17 protein-coding genes are annotated in these 18,363 nt (G+C 44.7%); 11 read left to right on the top strand and 6 right to left on the bottom strand.

Annotation, left to right across the window (positions count from 1 at the left end):
- Positions 1-53: 53 nt before the first annotated feature.
- The 6 genes from BM210_RS09900 to BM210_RS09875 all read left to right on the top strand — a co-directional run bounded on the left by BM210_RS09900 (position 54) and on the right by BM210_RS09875 (position 6,456).
- Positions 54-989, top strand: a complete 936-nt coding sequence (locus tag BM210_RS09900; protein ID WP_256223448.1) for a DUF2161 family putative PD-(D/E)XK-type phosphodiesterase — start codon at positions 54-56, stop codon at positions 987-989.
- Between the two features lie 60 nt (positions 990-1,049).
- On the top strand, positions 1,050-2,165 hold the full coding sequence (locus BM210_RS09895) for a polysaccharide deacetylase family protein (RefSeq protein ID WP_256223447.1): 1,116 nt from the start codon (positions 1,050-1,052) through the stop codon (positions 2,163-2,165).
- Positions 2,166-2,289: 124 nt separating this feature from the next.
- Entirely contained in the window at positions 2,290-3,834 is a 1,545-nt protein-coding gene (locus BM210_RS09890; RefSeq protein ID WP_091167460.1) for a spore germination protein, read from the top strand.
- A gap of 1 nt (position 3,835) precedes the next feature.
- Positions 3,836-5,068: a Ger(x)C family spore germination protein gene (locus tag BM210_RS09885; protein WP_091167459.1), complete on the top strand. Its 1,233-nt coding sequence runs from the start codon at positions 3,836-3,838 to the stop codon at positions 5,066-5,068.
- Positions 5,069-5,169: 101 nt separating this feature from the next.
- Positions 5,170-5,301 (top strand): hypothetical protein, encoded by a 132-nt coding sequence (locus BM210_RS35640; protein ID WP_256223445.1) that lies wholly within the window; start codon positions 5,170-5,172, stop codon positions 5,299-5,301.
- A 63-nt stretch (positions 5,302-5,364) separates the two neighbouring features.
- Positions 5,365-6,456 carry a GerAB/ArcD/ProY family transporter gene (locus tag BM210_RS09875; RefSeq protein ID WP_218184911.1) on the top strand — a complete coding sequence of 364 codons (1,092 nt, stop codon included), beginning with the start codon at positions 5,365-5,367 and terminating at the stop codon, positions 6,454-6,456.
- On the opposite strand, the gene BM210_RS09870 is transcribed toward BM210_RS09875, so the two are convergent.
- The 4 genes from BM210_RS09870 to BM210_RS09855 form a co-directional block, all read right to left on the bottom strand.
- Complete coding sequence (locus tag BM210_RS09870) at positions 6,453-7,712, bottom strand: MFS transporter (RefSeq protein WP_256223444.1); 1,260 nt, start codon at positions 7,710-7,712, stop codon at positions 6,453-6,455. The genes BM210_RS09875 and BM210_RS09870 overlap by 4 nt on opposite strands.
- A 305-nt stretch (positions 7,713-8,017) precedes the next feature.
- The gene (locus tag BM210_RS09865; protein WP_371263454.1) at positions 8,018-9,322 is read right to left on the bottom strand and encodes an ABC transporter substrate-binding protein; all 1,305 of its coding nucleotides are present in this window, start codon (positions 9,320-9,322) and stop codon (positions 8,018-8,020) included.
- Between the two features lie 107 nt (positions 9,323-9,429).
- Positions 9,430-10,266 carry a carbohydrate ABC transporter permease gene (locus BM210_RS09860; protein WP_091167453.1) on the bottom strand — a complete coding sequence of 279 codons (837 nt, stop codon included), beginning with the start codon at positions 10,264-10,266 and terminating at the stop codon, positions 9,430-9,432.
- Positions 10,266-11,150, bottom strand: coding sequence for a carbohydrate ABC transporter permease (locus BM210_RS09855; protein WP_091167452.1), 885 nt, complete (start codon positions 11,148-11,150; stop codon positions 10,266-10,268). Before BM210_RS09855 ends, BM210_RS09860 begins: the two co-directional genes overlap by 1 nt.
- Before the next feature lie 195 nt (positions 11,151-11,345).
- On the opposite strand from BM210_RS09855, the gene BM210_RS09850 reads away from it, so the two are divergent.
- Genes BM210_RS09850 through BM210_RS09835 form a run of 4 tightly spaced genes read left to right on the top strand, consistent with a single transcriptional unit; the run spans position 11,346 to position 16,331 of the window.
- Positions 11,346-13,136, top strand: coding sequence for a cache domain-containing sensor histidine kinase (locus BM210_RS09850; protein WP_091167450.1), 1,791 nt, complete (start codon positions 11,346-11,348; stop codon positions 13,134-13,136).
- Between the two features lie 14 nt (positions 13,137-13,150).
- Positions 13,151-14,767, top strand: a complete 1,617-nt coding sequence (locus BM210_RS09845; protein ID WP_091167449.1) for a response regulator — start codon at positions 13,151-13,153, stop codon at positions 14,765-14,767.
- On the top strand, positions 14,764-15,231 hold the full coding sequence (locus tag BM210_RS09840) for a hypothetical protein (RefSeq protein WP_091167447.1): 468 nt from the start codon (positions 14,764-14,766) through the stop codon (positions 15,229-15,231). The genes BM210_RS09845 and BM210_RS09840 overlap by 4 nt, the downstream gene beginning before the upstream one ends.
- 29 nt (positions 15,232-15,260) lie before the next feature.
- The gene (locus BM210_RS09835) at positions 15,261-16,331 is read left to right on the top strand and encodes a phosphodiester glycosidase family protein (RefSeq protein WP_091167445.1); all 1,071 of its coding nucleotides are present in this window, start codon (positions 15,261-15,263) and stop codon (positions 16,329-16,331) included.
- 321 nt (positions 16,332-16,652) lie between these two features.
- Here the strand turns inward: BM210_RS09835 and BM210_RS09830 are convergent, their stop codons facing one another.
- The gene (locus BM210_RS09830; protein ID WP_091167444.1) at positions 16,653-16,907 is read right to left on the bottom strand and encodes an AbrB/MazE/SpoVT family DNA-binding domain-containing protein; all 255 of its coding nucleotides are present in this window, start codon (positions 16,905-16,907) and stop codon (positions 16,653-16,655) included.
- Between the two features lie 132 nt (positions 16,908-17,039).
- Complete coding sequence (gene trmL / locus BM210_RS09825) at positions 17,040-17,504, bottom strand: tRNA (uridine(34)/cytosine(34)/5-carboxymethylaminomethyluridine(34)-2'-O)-methyltransferase TrmL (protein ID WP_091167442.1); 465 nt, start codon at positions 17,502-17,504, stop codon at positions 17,040-17,042.
- Between the two features lie 145 nt (positions 17,505-17,649).
- Between trmL and BM210_RS09820 the strand changes: the two genes are divergently transcribed.
- Entirely contained in the window at positions 17,650-18,363 is a 714-nt protein-coding gene (locus BM210_RS09820; protein ID WP_091167441.1) for a response regulator transcription factor, read from the top strand.

Genomic DNA, 18,363 nt, shown 5'->3' with positions numbered 1-18,363 from the left:
CTATAATTATTGTAATTTGGGTAAACAAGCTTATACAAAGGAGAACGACAACCGTGCCGATCAAAACCGAGACCGAGCTCTATGCACCGGTTAAATCCTTCTTCGAGCATCAAGGCTATTCAGTTAGAGGGGAAGTCCGCCATTGTGATCTCGTCGCCATCCGTGGTGAAGAGCAGCCGGTTATTGTGGAATTAAAAAGATACTTTTCTATCCCGTTACTATTGCAGGGCATCGATCGGCTTCGTCTAAGCCGTTGTGTATATGTCGCTTTTGAGCTCCCTAATAAAGGGCGCGCCCCTCATGGAGCCAGTTGGCCTGAGCTGCGCAAGCTTTGCCAAATGCTCGGAATCGGCATGATAACCGTTCAATTTTTCAAACGAAAGCAGCCTGCTGTTCATATCGAATGCCATCCATCAAAGGCTGCTGCAGACTTGCTCACAGCTGCTGTCACTTCAAATTTAGCCGATTCTATGCCATCCGATTTTGATAGTCCATTTTCTACTATGGATGCCGACAATCGTTTTGAATCCGCAGCGGATTATGCATGCAGCTCTGATGCTGAACCTTCTAACGCGATTAATACAAATATAGAGCCGCTGTATACACCAGCCAAGCTGCCTCGTCTCAATAAACGGGCAGCGGATGGCATAGTGAAGGAATTCATGGAGCGTCGGGCAGATTACAATGTAGGCGGCAGCAGTAAGAAGAAGCTAATGACCTCTTACCGTGAGAAAGCACTTCATCTGGCACAATTGCTTCATCATCACGGCACCTTAAGTCCCCTTCGCTTGCGTCAACTAACTGGCAATCCCAAGACAGCTGGATTACTGCAAAAAAATTATTACCGATGGTATCAGCGAGTTGAAAGAGGCATTTATCGTTTGAGCCCGCTTGGTGAAGAGGCACTTGTCACTTATGGGCACGTAGTAGCCGAACTGCCGCCATTGCCTGAACATGCAAGCAGCTCAGATGCACAGATACAGGTATAAAAGCGTGCAATAACCATAATCATAGTAGTAGATTTTCCTGGAGGGAGTTGTCCATGGGATATGAATCGTCTGCTAAAACCAACTGAAGACCTTTTAAAGAACGCTTTCATTGCTTATAGATGGTATATATTACTATTATGCTGTCTATTGCTATTGATTTGTTTATCCTGGTCACGTCTAATCTCACCGTCTGTACGATCTGCCGAATCCGATGTGCCGCTGCGCGTGCAAACGCTTTTTGACAGCCCAATGTCTGGACCATTGAAGCCCTCCGTATATATGTCTATGTTCCCTAATACTTCTACAGTACCTGCAGCACCAGCAAATGACACTGCATCTCCGACTGTATCTACATCTACATCTACATCTACATCTGCACCTGCACCTGCATTTACATTTACAGCTGACAGCTCTCAGGTCAGCTCTCTTGTAAGCGGCAATTCCCAGCTCCAAGAAACTACACAACCTGCAGCTGATGAAGCAGCAGTTGAGCAGCAGCCCCAGCATATTCCAGTACTAAACTATCACAGTATTACGATTGATCCCGGCAATCGTGCTGTCATAACCCCTGCTAAGTTTGAAGAGCAAATGCTCTACTTATCCAATAACGGCTACCATACGCTCACACTCCAACAATTTATCGATTATATGGATGGAAAAACATTAACGCTTCCTAAGAAACCCGTTCTGCTAACCTTTGATGACGGGTATGCAGATAATTATGAGCATGCTCTGCCGTTGTTGAAACAGCTTAATTTTCACGCCACCCTCTTTGTATCACCCGGTACAACCGAGGACGGATATTTCCTTAATTGGGATCAAATCAAGGAAATGCATGAAGCAGGCTGGGACATACAGCCTCATGGCATGACGCACCCTCATCTTCCCAAGCTTTCCGCGAAAAGCCAAGCCTTTGAAATCAGTGAATCCAAACGTCAAATCGATGAGCAGTTGAATATCGATACCTCTGTATTTTGCTACCCCTTTGGAGAAAAAAATGAAACGACTTTAAAACTGCTGAAGGAGTATGGCTTCCGATTTGCCTTCACCATTGATCAAGGCATGACTACTCGTGAGCAAGGCCGACTATTGTTAAAGCGCTTGTTTGTGAATGGTGAGGAATCTATTGAACCGTGGATAGCCAGACTTGAACATGGAACAGCCAATGTTAAATAACCCACAACTCGTTGTTCCCATCACTTCGTTCCGTAATCCTTCTTCAATCTGGATAGTTATAGAAATGGGCCATGCAGGAGATAATAAACTCCATATCATTCATGAATAGGATAAAGAGAGTCCCATGAGCCCATTAAAGCCCAACAACCATCCCGTATTTGAATTTACCCCGGCATCTTGCACTCCATTATTGGATGACCTGAAAACTAATACCGAGCACCTGCAAACGATTTATGTCGACTGCCCCGATTTGGTGGTACATCCATTTTCATTTGGAAGCCAAATCGATGCGGTTTTGTTTTACATTGAAGGCTTAACCGATGCAGCTGCGCTGGACCGTCAAGTATTAACTTCCCTTATGAAAAAGCACAATCTGGAGGACGGTCAGCTGCTATCTGCGCTCAAGGAAATATTGCCGGTCTCTCAATCCGAAACCGTCACTACCTTTGAACAAGTAGTCAAACACATTTCGATAGGTATGCCTGTTATCCTTATAGATGGAGAAAACTTTGGGCTTGCTTTTGGTTTGAGTAAATGGGAGAAAAGAAGCATTGAGGAGCCGATGTCCGAATCCGTTGTACGCGGCCCCCGTGAAGGCTTTACAGAAACCTTAAGCGTCAATATGTCCTTGCTGCGCCGCAAGCTCCGCAGTCCTTCGTTCAAGATGAGAACTATGCAGATCGGACGCTACACGCAGACTCAGGTAGCTATCGCCTATATCGATTCCTTGGCAGATGAAGCCTTATTGCAAGAAATGACGGAACGGCTGAAGCATATAGATATCGATGGGATTTTGGAAAGCGGGTATATCGAAGAGCTTATTCGGGATTCAAGGAAATCTCCTTTTCCACAGGTGCAATCAACGGAACGACCCGATATTGTTACTGCCGGTCTACTGGAAGGTCGTGTTGCAGTTCTCGTCGATGGAACCCCGATTTCTTTGGTAGCTCCGACTACCCTCTATTCCCTGCTGCAGTCGCCTGAAGACTATTACCAAAACTATATATTCGGTTCTTTCATACGTTGGACGCGATATATGTTTCTTGTATTTGCTCTGTTAGGCCCTTCCATGTACGTTGCTGTGCTTACCTATCATCAAGAAATGCTTCCAACCACGCTTCTGCTGAGCATTTCCAAATCTCGTGAGGATATTCCGTTCCCAGCTCTAGTCGAAGCCATGCTGATGGAAATTACGTTTGAAGGCTTACGTGAGGCTGGCGTCCGTTTACCGAAGCAGGTGGGTGCCGCCGTGAGCATCGTTGGTGCACTTGTTATTGGACAAGCCGCGACCTCGGCTGGTCTGGTATCAGCCCCCATGGTCATGGTTGTTGCTTTGACCGGGATCGCTTCCTTTATGATTCCCCATTTCACTTTTGGCATTGCGATCAGACTGCTGCGTTTTCCCATCATGCTGCTGGCAGGTCTTCTCGGCTTGCTTGGTTTGATGCTGGGAATTATCGTGCTCGTGATTCACCTCAGCTCGCTTCGCTCCTTTGGTGTGCCTTATCTGTCTTCGATGGCTCCCATGAAAAAAGGAGAATGGAAGGATGTGCTCATCCGCGCTCCACTATGGAGTCTGAATACAAGACCTGATCTCACCGGAAATCCTAACAGCATTCGACAATCCGCCGACACCATACCGGGTTCCGGCAAAGACGGGACCACGTAGCATGCGCGGCAAAGCTGATTTGCAAATCAGATACCGTTTCAACCGAACCCTAAGCGTGCTGCTCCTGTGTAGTTTGATCTTGATTATTACCACAGGCTGTTGGGACAGAAAAGAAATTAATGATCTTGCTTTTGTTATGGGGGCCGCTATCGATCAAAAAAGCAAAGGGCTCCTAGAGCTGTCCGTTCAAGTGTTCATCCCTAAAGCTGAAGGCGGAGGAAGTGCCTCCTTAGGAGGGACTTCCTCCAAAGGTGGTACTCAAGAGCAAACTATGGTTATATCCGCTGAAGGTGTGTCCATTGCCGATGCGATGTCACATCTTCAGGAAAGATTGCCGCGAGAAGTTTTTTGGGGACATAACGAGGTGTACATTTTTGGTCAGGCGAGGGCTCAGCAAGGAATCCGTGAGGATGTCGATTTCATGCTTCGGTCATCGGAGCCGCGGGAGCGGGCCAATGTTTTCATTAGCAAGGGCTTGGGCAAAGATACATTACGACTGATCCCACCACTAGAGCGTAATTCGTCAGAGGTACTGCGGGAAATATCCAAATTTCATACCGGTTTGCAGGTTACGATCAAGGATTTGTCAGAAATGCTCACAGGTGATGCCAACGCCGCTGCACTCCCCTATATCGTCATACAACCTCCGGAGCCAGGTTTGCCTCCTAACCAGACTATTTCTTTTATTAGTGGAAGTGCAATTCTCAAGGATGGCAAAATGGTCGGGAAGCTAGACAGTCAGGCAGCACGCGGGATTCTATGGCTAAGAGACGAGATCAAAACCTCCGTTATTACTGTGACTCCCACCAAATCCAAAGGCTCAGTATCTCTGCGTATGATTCGCAGCAATACCCAGCTGCATCCCAGCATTGTGAATGGCGTTTGGCGGATGAACGTACATATTGAAACCGAGGAAGATGTGCAGCAGAATACGACCGGAATCAGCCTAATGGAACCGGAGTGGATCAAGACAATCGAAACCAGTATGGACAATTTGATTGAAGATCGTGCAAAAAAAGCTTTACAGCCTGCTCAGAAAAGCTTCCACAGCGATATTTTCGGATTTGCTGAGGCCTTCCACAGAAAATACCCTAAAGCCTGGAACACATCTAAAGCAAATTGGAATGACATCTTCTCCAAGATGGAAGTCGTAATCATATCCAGTTCACATATTGTCAGACCCGGTATCTCAAATCCGGATGCAACCTCACCACAAAAAGGAGTGGATTCCTAATAAAATGGGCTAATATCATAAGTGTAACTGTTGTAATGGCATTGATCGTAGGGATTGAGTGGGGTAAACTGCGGCAGCAGTCAAGAAATAGGAGGGCATTTATGTGGATACTAGCTATAGGATGGATATTAGCTATTTTATTAATAGTTAAGCCGAACTTGCCTGGACCTACTCAGCTTATTGAATCCGTCTACAAGCCACTTGGTGACCTATTAAAGCCTCCTCCAAGTTAGGCTTGCAAGCCGCTATGCATCACAATGGAAACGGCGAACGAAAAGAAGGAGAAATTAAAGCTTATGAATGCAAAGGAACAGATCTCATCCGCTCAAATGGCAATCATTATGTATCAAACCATTTTGGGAACGGCTATTCTGTTAATGCCGTCAGTCACAACCTCTCTAGCAGGTCGCGATATGTGGCTTACCCCGATACTTGGCAGTATTTGCGGATTTGTGATGGTATGGGTGACTTATCGGCTGCATCAATATTACCCCAATCAAAGCTTTTTTGGGTTTTTGGAGTCAGTTCTTGGCACATATACTAGTAAAATCATTGGTTTCTTGTTTTTACTGTTTAATCTGCATATTCTCGGAGCCACCGTAAGGGACTACTCCGAATTTATCATCGGGAATTTTTTCAAAAAAACGCCCCTTGTTATCGTTGCTGCAAGTATGGTGCTCGTATGCGCATTTGCAGTCCGAGCCGGAATCGAGGTTATTGCAAGAAGTATTCAATTGTTTCTTCCGGTCGTACTTCTGCTTCTGCTGCTTACGATTATTTTTATTATTCCGGAAATGAAGGTGACAAATTTGCTTCCTTTTTTGGAAAAGGGGGTTGTCCCTCCAATCAAAGGTTCAATTGTGGTTCAAGGCTGGTTTTGTCAGTTTATACTGATTTCTTATTTATATCCTTCGCTTAAAGATCCTCAAAAAGCTTTAAAGTGGGCCCATATTTCTGTAGCCGCCGTGGCGTTCACGATGATTATCATGAATCTCGCGATTCTAATGCTGATGGGACAGCTGGCAGGACGCATTATATATCCTGTGCTGTTTGCATCCCGTTACATTATGCTTGCCGATTTTTTCGAGCATGTAGAAGCGATGATTATGATGATATGGGTGCTTGGGACCTTTTCCAAGCTATCATTTTTTTATTACACGTTTGCAGTTGGCGCCGCCGAGTGGCTAAAGCTCGACAGCTATCGCTCGATTGTTCTACCACTTGGTTTTTTAATTACCGTGATGTCCATTTGGGTGTCTTCCAACCTTCAGGAGCTTGCACACTTTATTTCAACCAGCGGAACTTTTTATATTTTAACAGGGTTTGTAGCGCTGCCTGTTCTATTATGGGGAATTGCCAGCCTTCGTCGCCGTTTTAGTCAGTCTTAAGCCGCCACCTTTTGCCCCATCGGCTTTATCAGCCAATAGATCCCGATCTGAACGAGCGATGCGCCCAGCAGTACCCAAGGCAAAGTCCAATCTCCCGCATAGCGGTTCAAAATGATCAGTACGAATATAGCGATAATCCGTCCCACATTCACAAATGTTTCTCTCATCACAACGGACTCTACGCGAAGCTGCCCCTTTAATGGGAGTGTGCCCATGATACGAAAATAATAGGAAGTGATCGTATTCCCCTGCAGCGGCGCACAAATCGAGTACAGGATCATGAACAAAATGACAGTAAACAAGTTAAGCTTCCATACTAATAATAAGCTCCCAGCTACACAGCCAATGGTTGAAATGACAATAAACTGCCGCGCCCAGCTATCCCTTCCATAACGCGAAATATACATACCGGTTGCAATCCCCAGACTTGCGTACAGCATACCCAGATAACCTACCAGATCCTCACGCTCTACAATTTTAAATAGCAATATGCTTGGCAAAAACATCATCATGCCCTGGAGTACCCCAAGAATACAGAAGCAAAATAGCGATTTGAACCAAAGCCTGTTTTTGTTCATCAGGAGTCCAACATATTTCAAATAATAGGCCTTATGATGGTTAGCCTTTGTTTTTATTCGCAGGCTTCCGATCGCTGCCATTAGGAACATCATGAAAGCAATAGAAAACACAATGGTATATCCTTGCAGTCCACTGCTTTGGCGGATAATATATCCAGCCAGTGCAGGACCTATCAGTCCCGCCAACGTAAACACGATCATATTCATCGCCAAATATCGGATACGGTTCTGTTCTGTTGACACATCATACATCAAAGTCAAATCCCCTGCCCAGTAAACCGCCCCCGCCATACCGCCAAAAATAGCAAATAACACGTAATAATCGACGACACGCTCCTGAGCCAGAACCACAATCAAATAAAATAACGCTATCAATGCGATCCCAAAGCGGTAGGTGACCATACGGTCCTTTTTCTTGATCAGTAATCCGCCCAGCATAAAAGCAAATGGCGCAACCGCATAGTTGATGATGTTATACATCCCATTGATCCAGAGGCTGTGAGTAAGCCGCCACAAATACAAGGTGAGAAACACACCGGACATCGATGCCCCAAATTGAAAGCAAAAGTGAATAAACAAGGATGTAACCGCATCCTTAGACAGCCGCTTTTCCTCGGGAATATGCAACCGCCTCGAGTCCATCCAATTCTTAATACCTGATCCCAGCCTCGTTATCATGCCCGTCCCCCGTCAGCAGCTTTACCTGATTTCATTTATTTCTATATTGCCTATGCTTATTCTTTTGTATATTGTACCAGTGTGAGCCTGTCTCTGTTAAATGAATAAATCGTCAATAAACCGCTTATGGCTACAAATTAAGGGATATATAAGCATTTGTTTTCATCATGCATAGAATAGGGTCACTTTCTCCCGCTTTCCTTCCAGATGCTTACTCGATTGCAAAAAAACAAACCTCAGCGCATGCGCTGAGGCCATTCTTTGCTAGTTCTTTGCTATTTTTACGATCTGGAAATTGCCGAATGTTACTTGCTCAGGCTGTCCCATGTTTTTTGGAATTCGTCGAGCATTTGATCCTTCGTTTTTTGTTTGGCAACATAAGCCTGCATCGTAGCTGCGAATTTCTTGCTTGATGCTTCGCCGCCCGGGAATTTGAACCAGTTCCAGCTTAATGTTTTGTTATCTTTGCTGTACTTGATAATGTCTGCAGCTAAAGGTCCAAGTATTTTCTCATCGGCAGTAATGTTCGTGAAGGCAGGGATAAACTTGAATTCGTCAGTGATATATTTTTTACCGATATCCGAGGAAACCATCCAGTTAAGGAATTTCTTAGCCTCTTCCTTGTTCGGCGAGTTTTTATTAATAGCCCAGTTATTCGGCACACCTACTGGCAGCTTGTCATTGGCTGCAGCATCATCGCTGATCGGCATAGGCATGAGTCCGACATTGATGTTCGGGTTCGTTTGCGTAATTTGCAGCTGCGTCCAGTTACCTTGCTGTGTCATAGCTGCTTTACCTGTAGCAAATTCAGTTACTTGCGTTTTATAGTCGGTTTGCAGCGGGTTTTTATTGCCGTATTTTAATTGCAGATCAAACAGCTTCACCCAGTTATCAAAAGCAGCATTGCCGGTAATTTTGGCTGTTTTCTTATTCAAGCCATCGATAAATGCATTCGGATCCGGCTGTTGAGCAAACGGAAGATTGACAAAATGGTTACCTAGTACCCACCATTCGCCATAGCCATTCACGAAAGGCGTGATTCCTTTATCCTGCAGCTTTTGAGCCGCGGCTTCTAGCTGAGACAACGTCTTAGGAAGTTCCGTGATACCTGCCTGTTTAAACAAATCTTTATTGTAAACAAATCCATAGCCCTCCAGGTTTAACGGCTGACCATACAGCTTGCCATCTTTAGTCATAGGCTCCTTAGCTACGGTAACTAAATCCTTTACCCAAGGCTGATCAGACAAATCCTCCAGATGCTCAATGTACTTATCAAGATCGGAGAATCCTCCGTTATTGAAAATATCCGGCTTGTCGCCTGAGTTGAACTTAGCCAGCAAAGCTGCGCCATAATCCGTGCCGCCGCCTACAGTGTCGATTTGAATCTTCACACCTGGATTAGCCTTCTCATATTCAGCAACAAGTTTACCCAACGGTTCAGCAATTTCCACTTTGAATTGGAACATTTTCAACGTGATATTTTTGGCTCCACCTGCAGCTCCTGTATTGGTACCGCCAGTCGCACCTGGTGCCGGCTCACTTTTCGCGCAGCCTGCTAGTACAGATCCGAACAACAATGCGGTTAAGCTGATTGCAGTCATTTTTTTCATTTTTTTCATATTGATTAGCCTCCCTAGAATTGTATTTATTTAACGGGTGACAAATGGTGCAGCGCCACCCTGGTATGACCCCCAAATAATGTTTGTTCATGCAAAACTTATCCCTTTACAGAACCGGCTGTAATCCCCTCAATGATGTGCTTTTGCATCGCCAGAAAAAAGATCACGATCGGCAGCACACCCAGCACCAATGCAGCTAAAGCCAAATCCCATTGCTTCGTATATTGGCCAAAGAAGGAAAACGTTGCGAGCGGAATCGTTCTAAGATCCGGACTGCTTAATACGAGCATTGGCAGCAGGAAATCGTTCCATATCCACAAACTGTTCAGCAGTACAACGGTTACTGTCATCGGCTTCAACAACGGAAACACGATTTTCCAGAATACACCATATGGTGAACATCCATCCACTCTTGCTGATTCTTCCACTTCAATCGGGATGGATTTGATGAATCCGTGATACAGGAATACATTCAACGAAACACCAAAACCGAAATAGCAGATCACAAGACCCGGAATGCTGTCCATGATGCCAATTTGACTGCCTACACGGACCAGTGGAATCATAATCGATTGAAAAGGAATAACCATTGCCGCTACAAAAGCGAGGAAAATTAAGTTATTCACCTTGCTCGGATAGCGTACCAGTCGATATGCGGCCATGGAGCTGATAATGACCAGCCCAATATTGCTGAAAACGGTAACCAGCAGAGAATTCAAGAACACTTTAGGAAACTTCATAATATCCCATACCTTGGCATAATTCGCAAAATTAAGCGAAGTCGGCATATTAGCTGAATTGATCAGGATCTCACCAAAGGTTTTCATCGAATTCACAATAACAAAGTAAAAAGGAACCAGAAACAATATAGCCAGCAGAATGCCGAGAATTTCAAGACCGAGTATCCGAAGATTGTAGGTGTTTTTCGCTTCCATTACACTTCAACCTCCTTTTTCTTCGTTACCCAAACCTGAACGACCGTAATCACAGCAACCACTACAAAGAAAATCAATGATTTGGCTGTCCCAAGACCATACCTGTTATTAGAAAACGCCTCGTTATATATATTGAGCGCGACCGATTCCGTGGAGTTGAATGGACCACCCTTGGTTAAGGAAACGTTTAGATCGTACATTTTGAATGCCCAGGAGATCGCCAGGAACAGACAAACTGTAACTGATGGCATAATCAATGGGACCGTTATGGAACGTAACACTTGCCAGCGTGTCGCACCATCGAGATAGGCAGCTTCTAATATGTCCTTGGGGACATTTGCCAACCCGGCAATATAGATGATCATCAGATACCCGGCAGTCTGCCACACACTCACGATAATGAGACCCCAGAACGCCGTCGGTGCATCACCGAGCCATGGAAGCTGGAAGAAGCCGATATGTGTAATTTCTCCGATCGTTGAAAACCCTTTTACGAAGATGAACTGCCAGATAAAGCCTAACAGCAAACCCCCGATAACATTGGGCATAAAAAACACGGTCCGCAATACGTTACGGGTCTTAAGTGCCTGTGTCAACAGTAACGCCAAAGCAAACCCAACGACATTGGTTAATATAACCATCACAACACTAAAACGGGTCGTGAACCAGAATGACTTGTGAAAATCTTCGTCCCCCACTATAATTTGCTTAAAATTATCGAATCCTACCCATTTTATTGTGGTTGATACCCCATTCCATTCTGTGAATGAATAGTAGATACTCATCAGAAACGGAATGACAACGATAATTATGAAAAATAATACGGCTGGACCGACAAAGACGAATTGAGGAAGCCAACCCGAGCCTTTTTGTTTTACTTTCATGGCATCTCTCTCCTTTCGATGCGAGTTATGTTCTCAGTATAGAAAGATTTAACACACTAGAACACTGACAATGGTGACGCAACAGGTGGAATTTATTGATACCCCTTGGTACAATGGTTGTGCACTTGTTGAGGTACACCTTAGCTTTGCTTACGAAGTCGGTTTCGCTAAAGCGAAACCCTGAGGAGGACGCGTATGATCCGCAGCAGTATCCGCAATAAGCTTATTGTTTTTCTGCTAGTCGCCACTATCGTGCCCATTTCGACCTCCATTATTATCACCTATTTTTTCACCAAACAAACGGTTTCCAATGAATCCGTCCAAAGCAATTTGAATCTGATTCATCAGGCCAACAAAAATATGATGAATTATTTGAACGTCATCGAGCAAAGCTCGCTTTCCATATACAATAACAGCACCTTGTACAATATCATCGAAAATGGTGATAGCGATTATCTAAGCAGAAATGAAATCACCCGAAGTGTGCTAGGAATTGCCAACTCCGTCAAGGAAATCAGGCAAGTGTATTTATTTATGGCCAAGAGCGAGCGTTCCCTGTTGATTTCTGAACGAAATCCGGTTCCAAGTGAAGGCCCGCCTCCCAAATACATGCCAACTGACAATGCCGAAGTGTATATGGAACCCACCCATGTCAGTCACGATTACGGAACCGGTAGGTTGTTTTATGCGCCGCCTTCCACTGTCATCACGTTACATCGTTCCATTCGCAACGCAATTACACAAAAAGAGCTGGGTACACTGTCCATTGATTTTGATCTGGAAGTCATCAGTTCCATCTGTGAAGAGCTGTATACGCAGGGACAAGAGGAGCTGTATATCCTGGATGAAAAGGGAACTATCATTTATTCGGCAGATACCGTTTCCTTGGGGCATGTCCTGAATGAACAATGGGTTCAACATCTAATTTCGCAGAACGCAAATAGCGGCAGCTTTGAATTCAAAAGCAAGCAATTTTCCGGCGTTCACATTTATGAGCGTATGACCGCACCTTATATGAATTGGACCTTGGTTAAACGCATTCCTTATGAAAGTCTTTACAAAAATGCCAGAGAGCTTACGATTATCAATGCCATGATCTTCAGTTTGTTTTTGATTGTCGTCATTTCGGCAACACTTTATATATCGTTCCGGTTTACGGCACCTATCCGCAATTTGCTTGGGTATATCAGTAAAATACAAACAGGCAACATGGATGTGGACATTCAAGTGACCAGTAACGATGAGATCGGTATTCTCGCGCGTCGCTTCCGCTTGATGATGCAGACCATTAACAATCTGATTATGAGCGAATACAAACTTGATATTGCCAATAAAACGAACCAATTAAAGGCTTTACAGGCACAAATTAATCCTCACTTTCTATATAATGCGCTGCAATCGATTGGAACACTCGCTCTGCAGCATGGTGCCCCAAAAATTTATCAGCTGCTGTCCGCGTTAGCCAAAATGATGCGATACAGCATGAATACGAATGAAAGCATCGTGACGATGCAGCAGGAGCTTAATCATGTGAAGGCATACCTGCAATTACAGCTGCAGCGCTTTGAGAATGAGCTGACTGTAAGGTATGATATAGAAGAATCGACTTTATCTTTGCAAATCCCCAAAATGCTGCTGCAACCACTTGTCGAAAATTATTTTAAACACGGTTTTGATCACCGCAACCCAGTCAATTTGCTTATTATCTCCAGTACATGGACGGCAGACGGCAGGCATGTCAAGCTTGTCATTGAAGATAATGGCAGTGGTATGTCCCTTGAAGCATTTGACGCTTTACTTAATCAGCTGGGGAAAAACTCAGATCCCTTTGACAACGAGCAAGCCAGTCACATTGGTCTATATAATGTTAAGAGCAGATTGCTGCTCTACTTTAACGGTGAGGCGGATATACAATTGGAGCAGCCTGAGCATGGCGGTTTTCGGATTACATTGCTGTGTCCAGCACCAAAGCAAGTGTTCCCATGAAAAGAGGATGAATTATGAGAGCCATCATCATTGATGATGAAAAGCACGTACGTCAAGCCATTAGGCTGCTGGTCCCCTGGGAAGAGCTAGGCATTGATCACATATATGAAGCACAAGATGGACAGGAAGCAACTGAATTAATCACTTTGCATAAACCACAAATTATTTTTACTGACATGATGATGCCCTCGATGGATGGTCTTAAGCTGCTGGAATGGCTTCAAAACCATTATCCTTCAGGAAAAACGATCGTGATCAGCGGATTCGATGATTTTCAGCTAGTACGTCATACGGTTCAATACGGGGGTGTCGATTACATATTAAAGCCGATCGATGCCGATCAGCTCGAAGCAGCAGTTCGAAAAGCAGCTGAATGCTGGCAGAGGGAAGAATCTGAACGTCAGCGTCAGCAGCAGCGCAATATAGAGATGAACCAGATTCGACCGGTCTATTGGGATAAAGTGCTATCCAACTTCATTATGGAGCCTCATGGCTTTGAAGCTGCTGCCGAAGCATTATCCGAGGAATTTGGTCTCGACCGCGATATGAAGGATTGCAGGCTGGCTATCATTAGTCTGGAGACCATAAGCGTTAGTCTGAAGCGTAAATTTGAGCCCAATCTGGACCTATTATTCTTCTCGCTTACGAACATATGTAATGAATTTCTTCAGCAGAAGCCGCCGCAGGGCATCGCCTACCGTTACTGGAACAGCGAGGATGAAATCATTGTTTTGTTATACGGATTCAAACCTGGAGAAGAGCTGTTGAACGATATTGTGAATGGGATATGGACAGCCATTAGGGGAAAACTGGATATCGGCATGAGCTGGGTACAACCTTTTCCAGCGGGCCTGCCCGTTGCCTACAGACAAGCGAAGACCGCTCTGCGTCATCGCAATTTGCTGCGCAAAGACAATCAAATACATGTATATCAGGAACAATCTGCTGTTCAGCACCCCGCCCTCGTATTTACCGATTATGCAGAGCCTATTCGACTGTCTGTACGCAGCGGAAGTGCTGTTGAGATCGCTAAAGCTGTCGAAGGCTGGATACAGGCCCTTGGCAGGCTGAGCACGATCAGTATAGAAGAGCTCGATCATTGGCGCCATGAATATACCGTATTGCGCAGCCGCTGGCTGATTGAATGGTTCGGTGATCGTCAGCCTGAATTCATGATTGATGCCACTCGCACAGACATTGTCCTTCCGCTCGATGATGAAGGCAAGCTGTCCCTGTCCTTATGGCAGGAGCAATTAACCGATAGTCTGATCAAGCTGTCCAGTCAAATGCTGGAGCATCAACAGCAGGATAACAATACCATTTTTGAGATTGCAAAGTATATCCAAAACCATTATCATCAGGATATTACGCTTATGGAGATTGCCCAACATTTTTACTTAAGCCGTGAATATATTTCCCGTAAATTTAAGCAGCAATTTCAAATCAACATATCGGATTATATTACTCAGCTGCGGGTGGATAAGGCAAAGCTGCTGCTGCTCAATCCTCATCTGAAAATTGCTCAGATCGCAGGAATGGTCGGTTACGACGATGAAAAATATTTCAGTAAAGTGTTTAAGAAATGGATCGGTATGTCGCCGAATGAATACAGGAAGGTGAGCCAACTATGAATACGCCCCTCGACCCTGCAGTATCCCAGCAGCCCTTGGTGCGGACAAGCAAACCAAGCACAGTAACCGAGAAGCAAGTTAAAAGCAAAGGTAAAGTTAGAGGAAGAACCTATCTTTTCTTATTTATGGCATGGTCACTCCTTATTACTGGAGGACTATACGGAGCTAAGCTGTACACCGACTATATGCGACAGCAAATCACCGCGCAGATCGCCCAGCAGACGGAGCAGCAGCTGCTTGTTGTCCAGCAGGATTATCAGAAGCAGCTGGGCCAGCTCAAAGAAAGCGTCAGCGGCGATCTGAACAAAATGCAGACCAAAATCGATTCGTTAAATGAATTGCTGGCCTTTACCAAAGACAGCGCCAACAGCAAGACTGACAACAGCAACCAATTGTACACACAGCTTGCAGAAGTGAAGAAAAAGCTGGATGAATTGAAGAAAAACCTGGATACCCTGCAATAAGAGCTTGTTCAATAAGGAAGTGTCCCACTTTGAATCCGATTCAACTCATTAATCGCACTTTTATTTTGGCCTCAGCCCCTTTTATAGGAATATTTTGCTTTTTGATGGTCAGCCACCTCTCAGTTGAGCTTCCTGATTTGCAAAGTTATGTGAAAACTGAATTTTCTATTCAAAACGAGCTGTTAAAGTCCGAGCAGAAGCTGGATCTCGCCAAAACAGCGGCAGATCAAACTCGGACCACCATCGAACGTTTTTATCAGCTTTATGCGCAAAGTGCCTCCGATGTAGCTGCCATGGCTCAATCTGCGGATTCCGTTTCTAACCGACCGGCAGCCATATTCGACAGTCGGTTCAGCACCAAGCTGGGGGTCAAGCCTGCCAAGCAGACTACAAGCTCCAATTTGGACATGAAGCTCTTTTATTTGAATGAAGCCAATTATAAAGCCTATGCTTTGAAGGTCGATGTCAAAACGGATAAAGCTCTGAAAATGGTGCTTGGCAAAGACAAGATCGGCAGCAGCGAAACGACCTTGGAGGCAGCACGGCGTTATGGAGCTGTAGCCGGTATTAATGCTGGCGGCTTCGCAGACGACCGTTCGGGTAAAAGATACCCGCTCAGCACGACGATGCTAAATGGAAAATACGTGTACGGCTTTGAGCCTACCTTCGAGGATTTGGCCTTTATTGGTATGAGCAGTGATCGTAAGCTGATCGGCGGCAGATTCTCGCGGCAGGAGGATCTGGACAAGCTGAAGCCGAGCTTTGGTGCCACCTTTGTACCTGTCCTTCTGCAAAACGGCAAAAAGCAGGCCATACCCGCGCAGTGGCAAAATTCGCCCGCTAGAGCACCTCGCACCGTCATTGGCAATTTTAAAAACGACCAACTGCTGTTCCTCGTCACAGATGGATATGATGAACGCGGCGGTTCAGGCGCCACATTGGCAGAGCTTCAGGAAAAGCTTGTACAGCTTGGTGTCAAAGATGCCTATAATTTGGACGGCGGTGGGTCTTCCAGTCTGATCTATGACGGTCAAGTCATTAATCGTCCTTCTGATGGAAAGCTGCGCCCTTTGCCTACACATTTCTTGTTTTTTAAATAATTGTTCACTTTTATCCGTTTTCTTTTGCCCAGTACATGGTTATACTAGACAATAGGGGGTGCAGCCGATGTCAGCAACATTTTGGATCATTAATCTCGTATTCTTAATCTTTATCGTAGCAATGTGCACGTCAAGTTATAATGATGACAAGACGAAAGGCCTCTAAGCGCCGAATAATCCCGCATCTATGATAGTTAAATGAAATGAAAAAGCATCACGTTCCCTAAGTGGGATTACGTGATGCTTTCTTTGTTGTAGAAGTTTTGTAGAAGTTTATAAGTGCACAATACATTACATGAGGAAGCTGAAGTAAACCAACGCCTACTCCTTATCTCTCATTTCAACGATTTCACCCATGCATTCTGCACAAACCTGACGACCTTTAAACTCAGTCACCTGTTCCATAGAACTACAAAATACACAACGCGGACGAAATCTTTCCAGAATAATATGATCCCCGCTTACTAATATTTCAACAGGATCGCCCTCATTCATTTGATATCGCTTGCGCAGCGATTTCGGGAGCACGATTCTACCTAATTGATCTACTTTTCTCACAACTCCTGCTGGCTTCATTATAAATTCACCTCACCTTCACACAAAAATGGACTCTATAGACAAGCCCAGAACCACTCCACAATGTCGAATCTTGTCCTTTATTATTATTCGCTACATGTAATCAAAATCCTGCTAAAAAACCTAGATTTGTTAGTCTAATCCCTCAAAGCCGGTTTGCCTTAATGCTTCAAATAAAACAATGGCGGCAGAATTCGACAAATTTAGCGATCGCACTGCTTTTGTCATCGGCAGTTTGATTAATTGCCCGGGGTGCTCAGCAAGAATTTCAGGCGGCAGCCCTTTCGTTTCCTTACCAAATACAAAAAAATCGCCATCCTGAAATGTAAACTCAGTGTAAAGCTGCTGCGCTTTAGTGCTTGCAAAAAAGAATCGGCCGCTCTTGTATTTATCCTTTACTTCCTGAAATGAATCATGATATTCAATTTGAACAGAATGCCAATAATCCAGTCCAGCGCGCTTTAAGGTTTTGTCATCCGTATCAAAGCCCAATGGGCGCACCAGATGCAGCACGGCTCCGGTTGCCGCGCAGGTTCTCGATATGTTACCTGTATTCGCAGGAATTTCCGGTTCAACCAAAACAATATGAAATGCCATGGTAAGCAAACACCTCGATTATATAAGCCATCACCTTAACGGATTCGGTCAGATTTTACATACATTTTACTTATTCTTAATATGAGGATGATAGTCACCTGCGATAATAAGGTTATTAAGTGTTTATACAAAGGAGATTCGATGGATGAAGAAGAAAATTCTTGTCGTTGACGACGAACCTTCCATTTCGATGTTGATAGAGTTCAATCTTAAGCTTGTTGGATATGAAGTGCACTGTGTATATGATGGCGAAGCCGTATTTTCGGCGATCCAGCACTTTCGCCCTGATCTGATTGTTCTTGATCTTATGCTTCCCAAAATGGATGGCATACAGGTATGCCGTAAGCTGCGCAGTCAAAACAATCTGGTGCCGATCATTATGCTGACTGCTATGCAGGACCTGTCTGATAAAATAGCCGGTCTGGATAACGGTGCCGACGATTATATGACCAAGCCATTTTCACCGCAAGAGCTTATTTCACGCATACAAGCCATTATTCGCCGTATACAAACCTTGCCTTCTGCTAATGATAACGCTCCGGTAACGATAGGACAAATCTCGATTCAACCGGATCAGCGCGAGGTGCATATCAAAGGTGAGCCTATTGAGCTGACGCCCAAAGAATTTGACCTTCTGCTGTTCCTATGCAAGCATCGCGGTAAGGTGCTCAGTCGCCAGCAGCTGCTTCACGGTGTTTGGGATTATCATTTCCTTGGTGATACCCGTATTGTCGATGTCCATATCAGTCACCTGCGAGATAAAATCGAAGGTAATGCGCGCAATCCTGAATATATTGTTACCATCCGCAACGTTGGCTATAAGCTGACTGAGCCGGCTATGAAAGAATCTTTAGCTTAA

The organism is Paenibacillus sp. 1_12 (genome assembly GCF_900114475.1).
Taxonomy (GTDB): Bacteria; Bacillota; Bacilli; order Paenibacillales; family NBRC-103111; genus Paenibacillus_S.
This window is presented reverse-complemented; position numbering and strand designations above follow the sequence as displayed.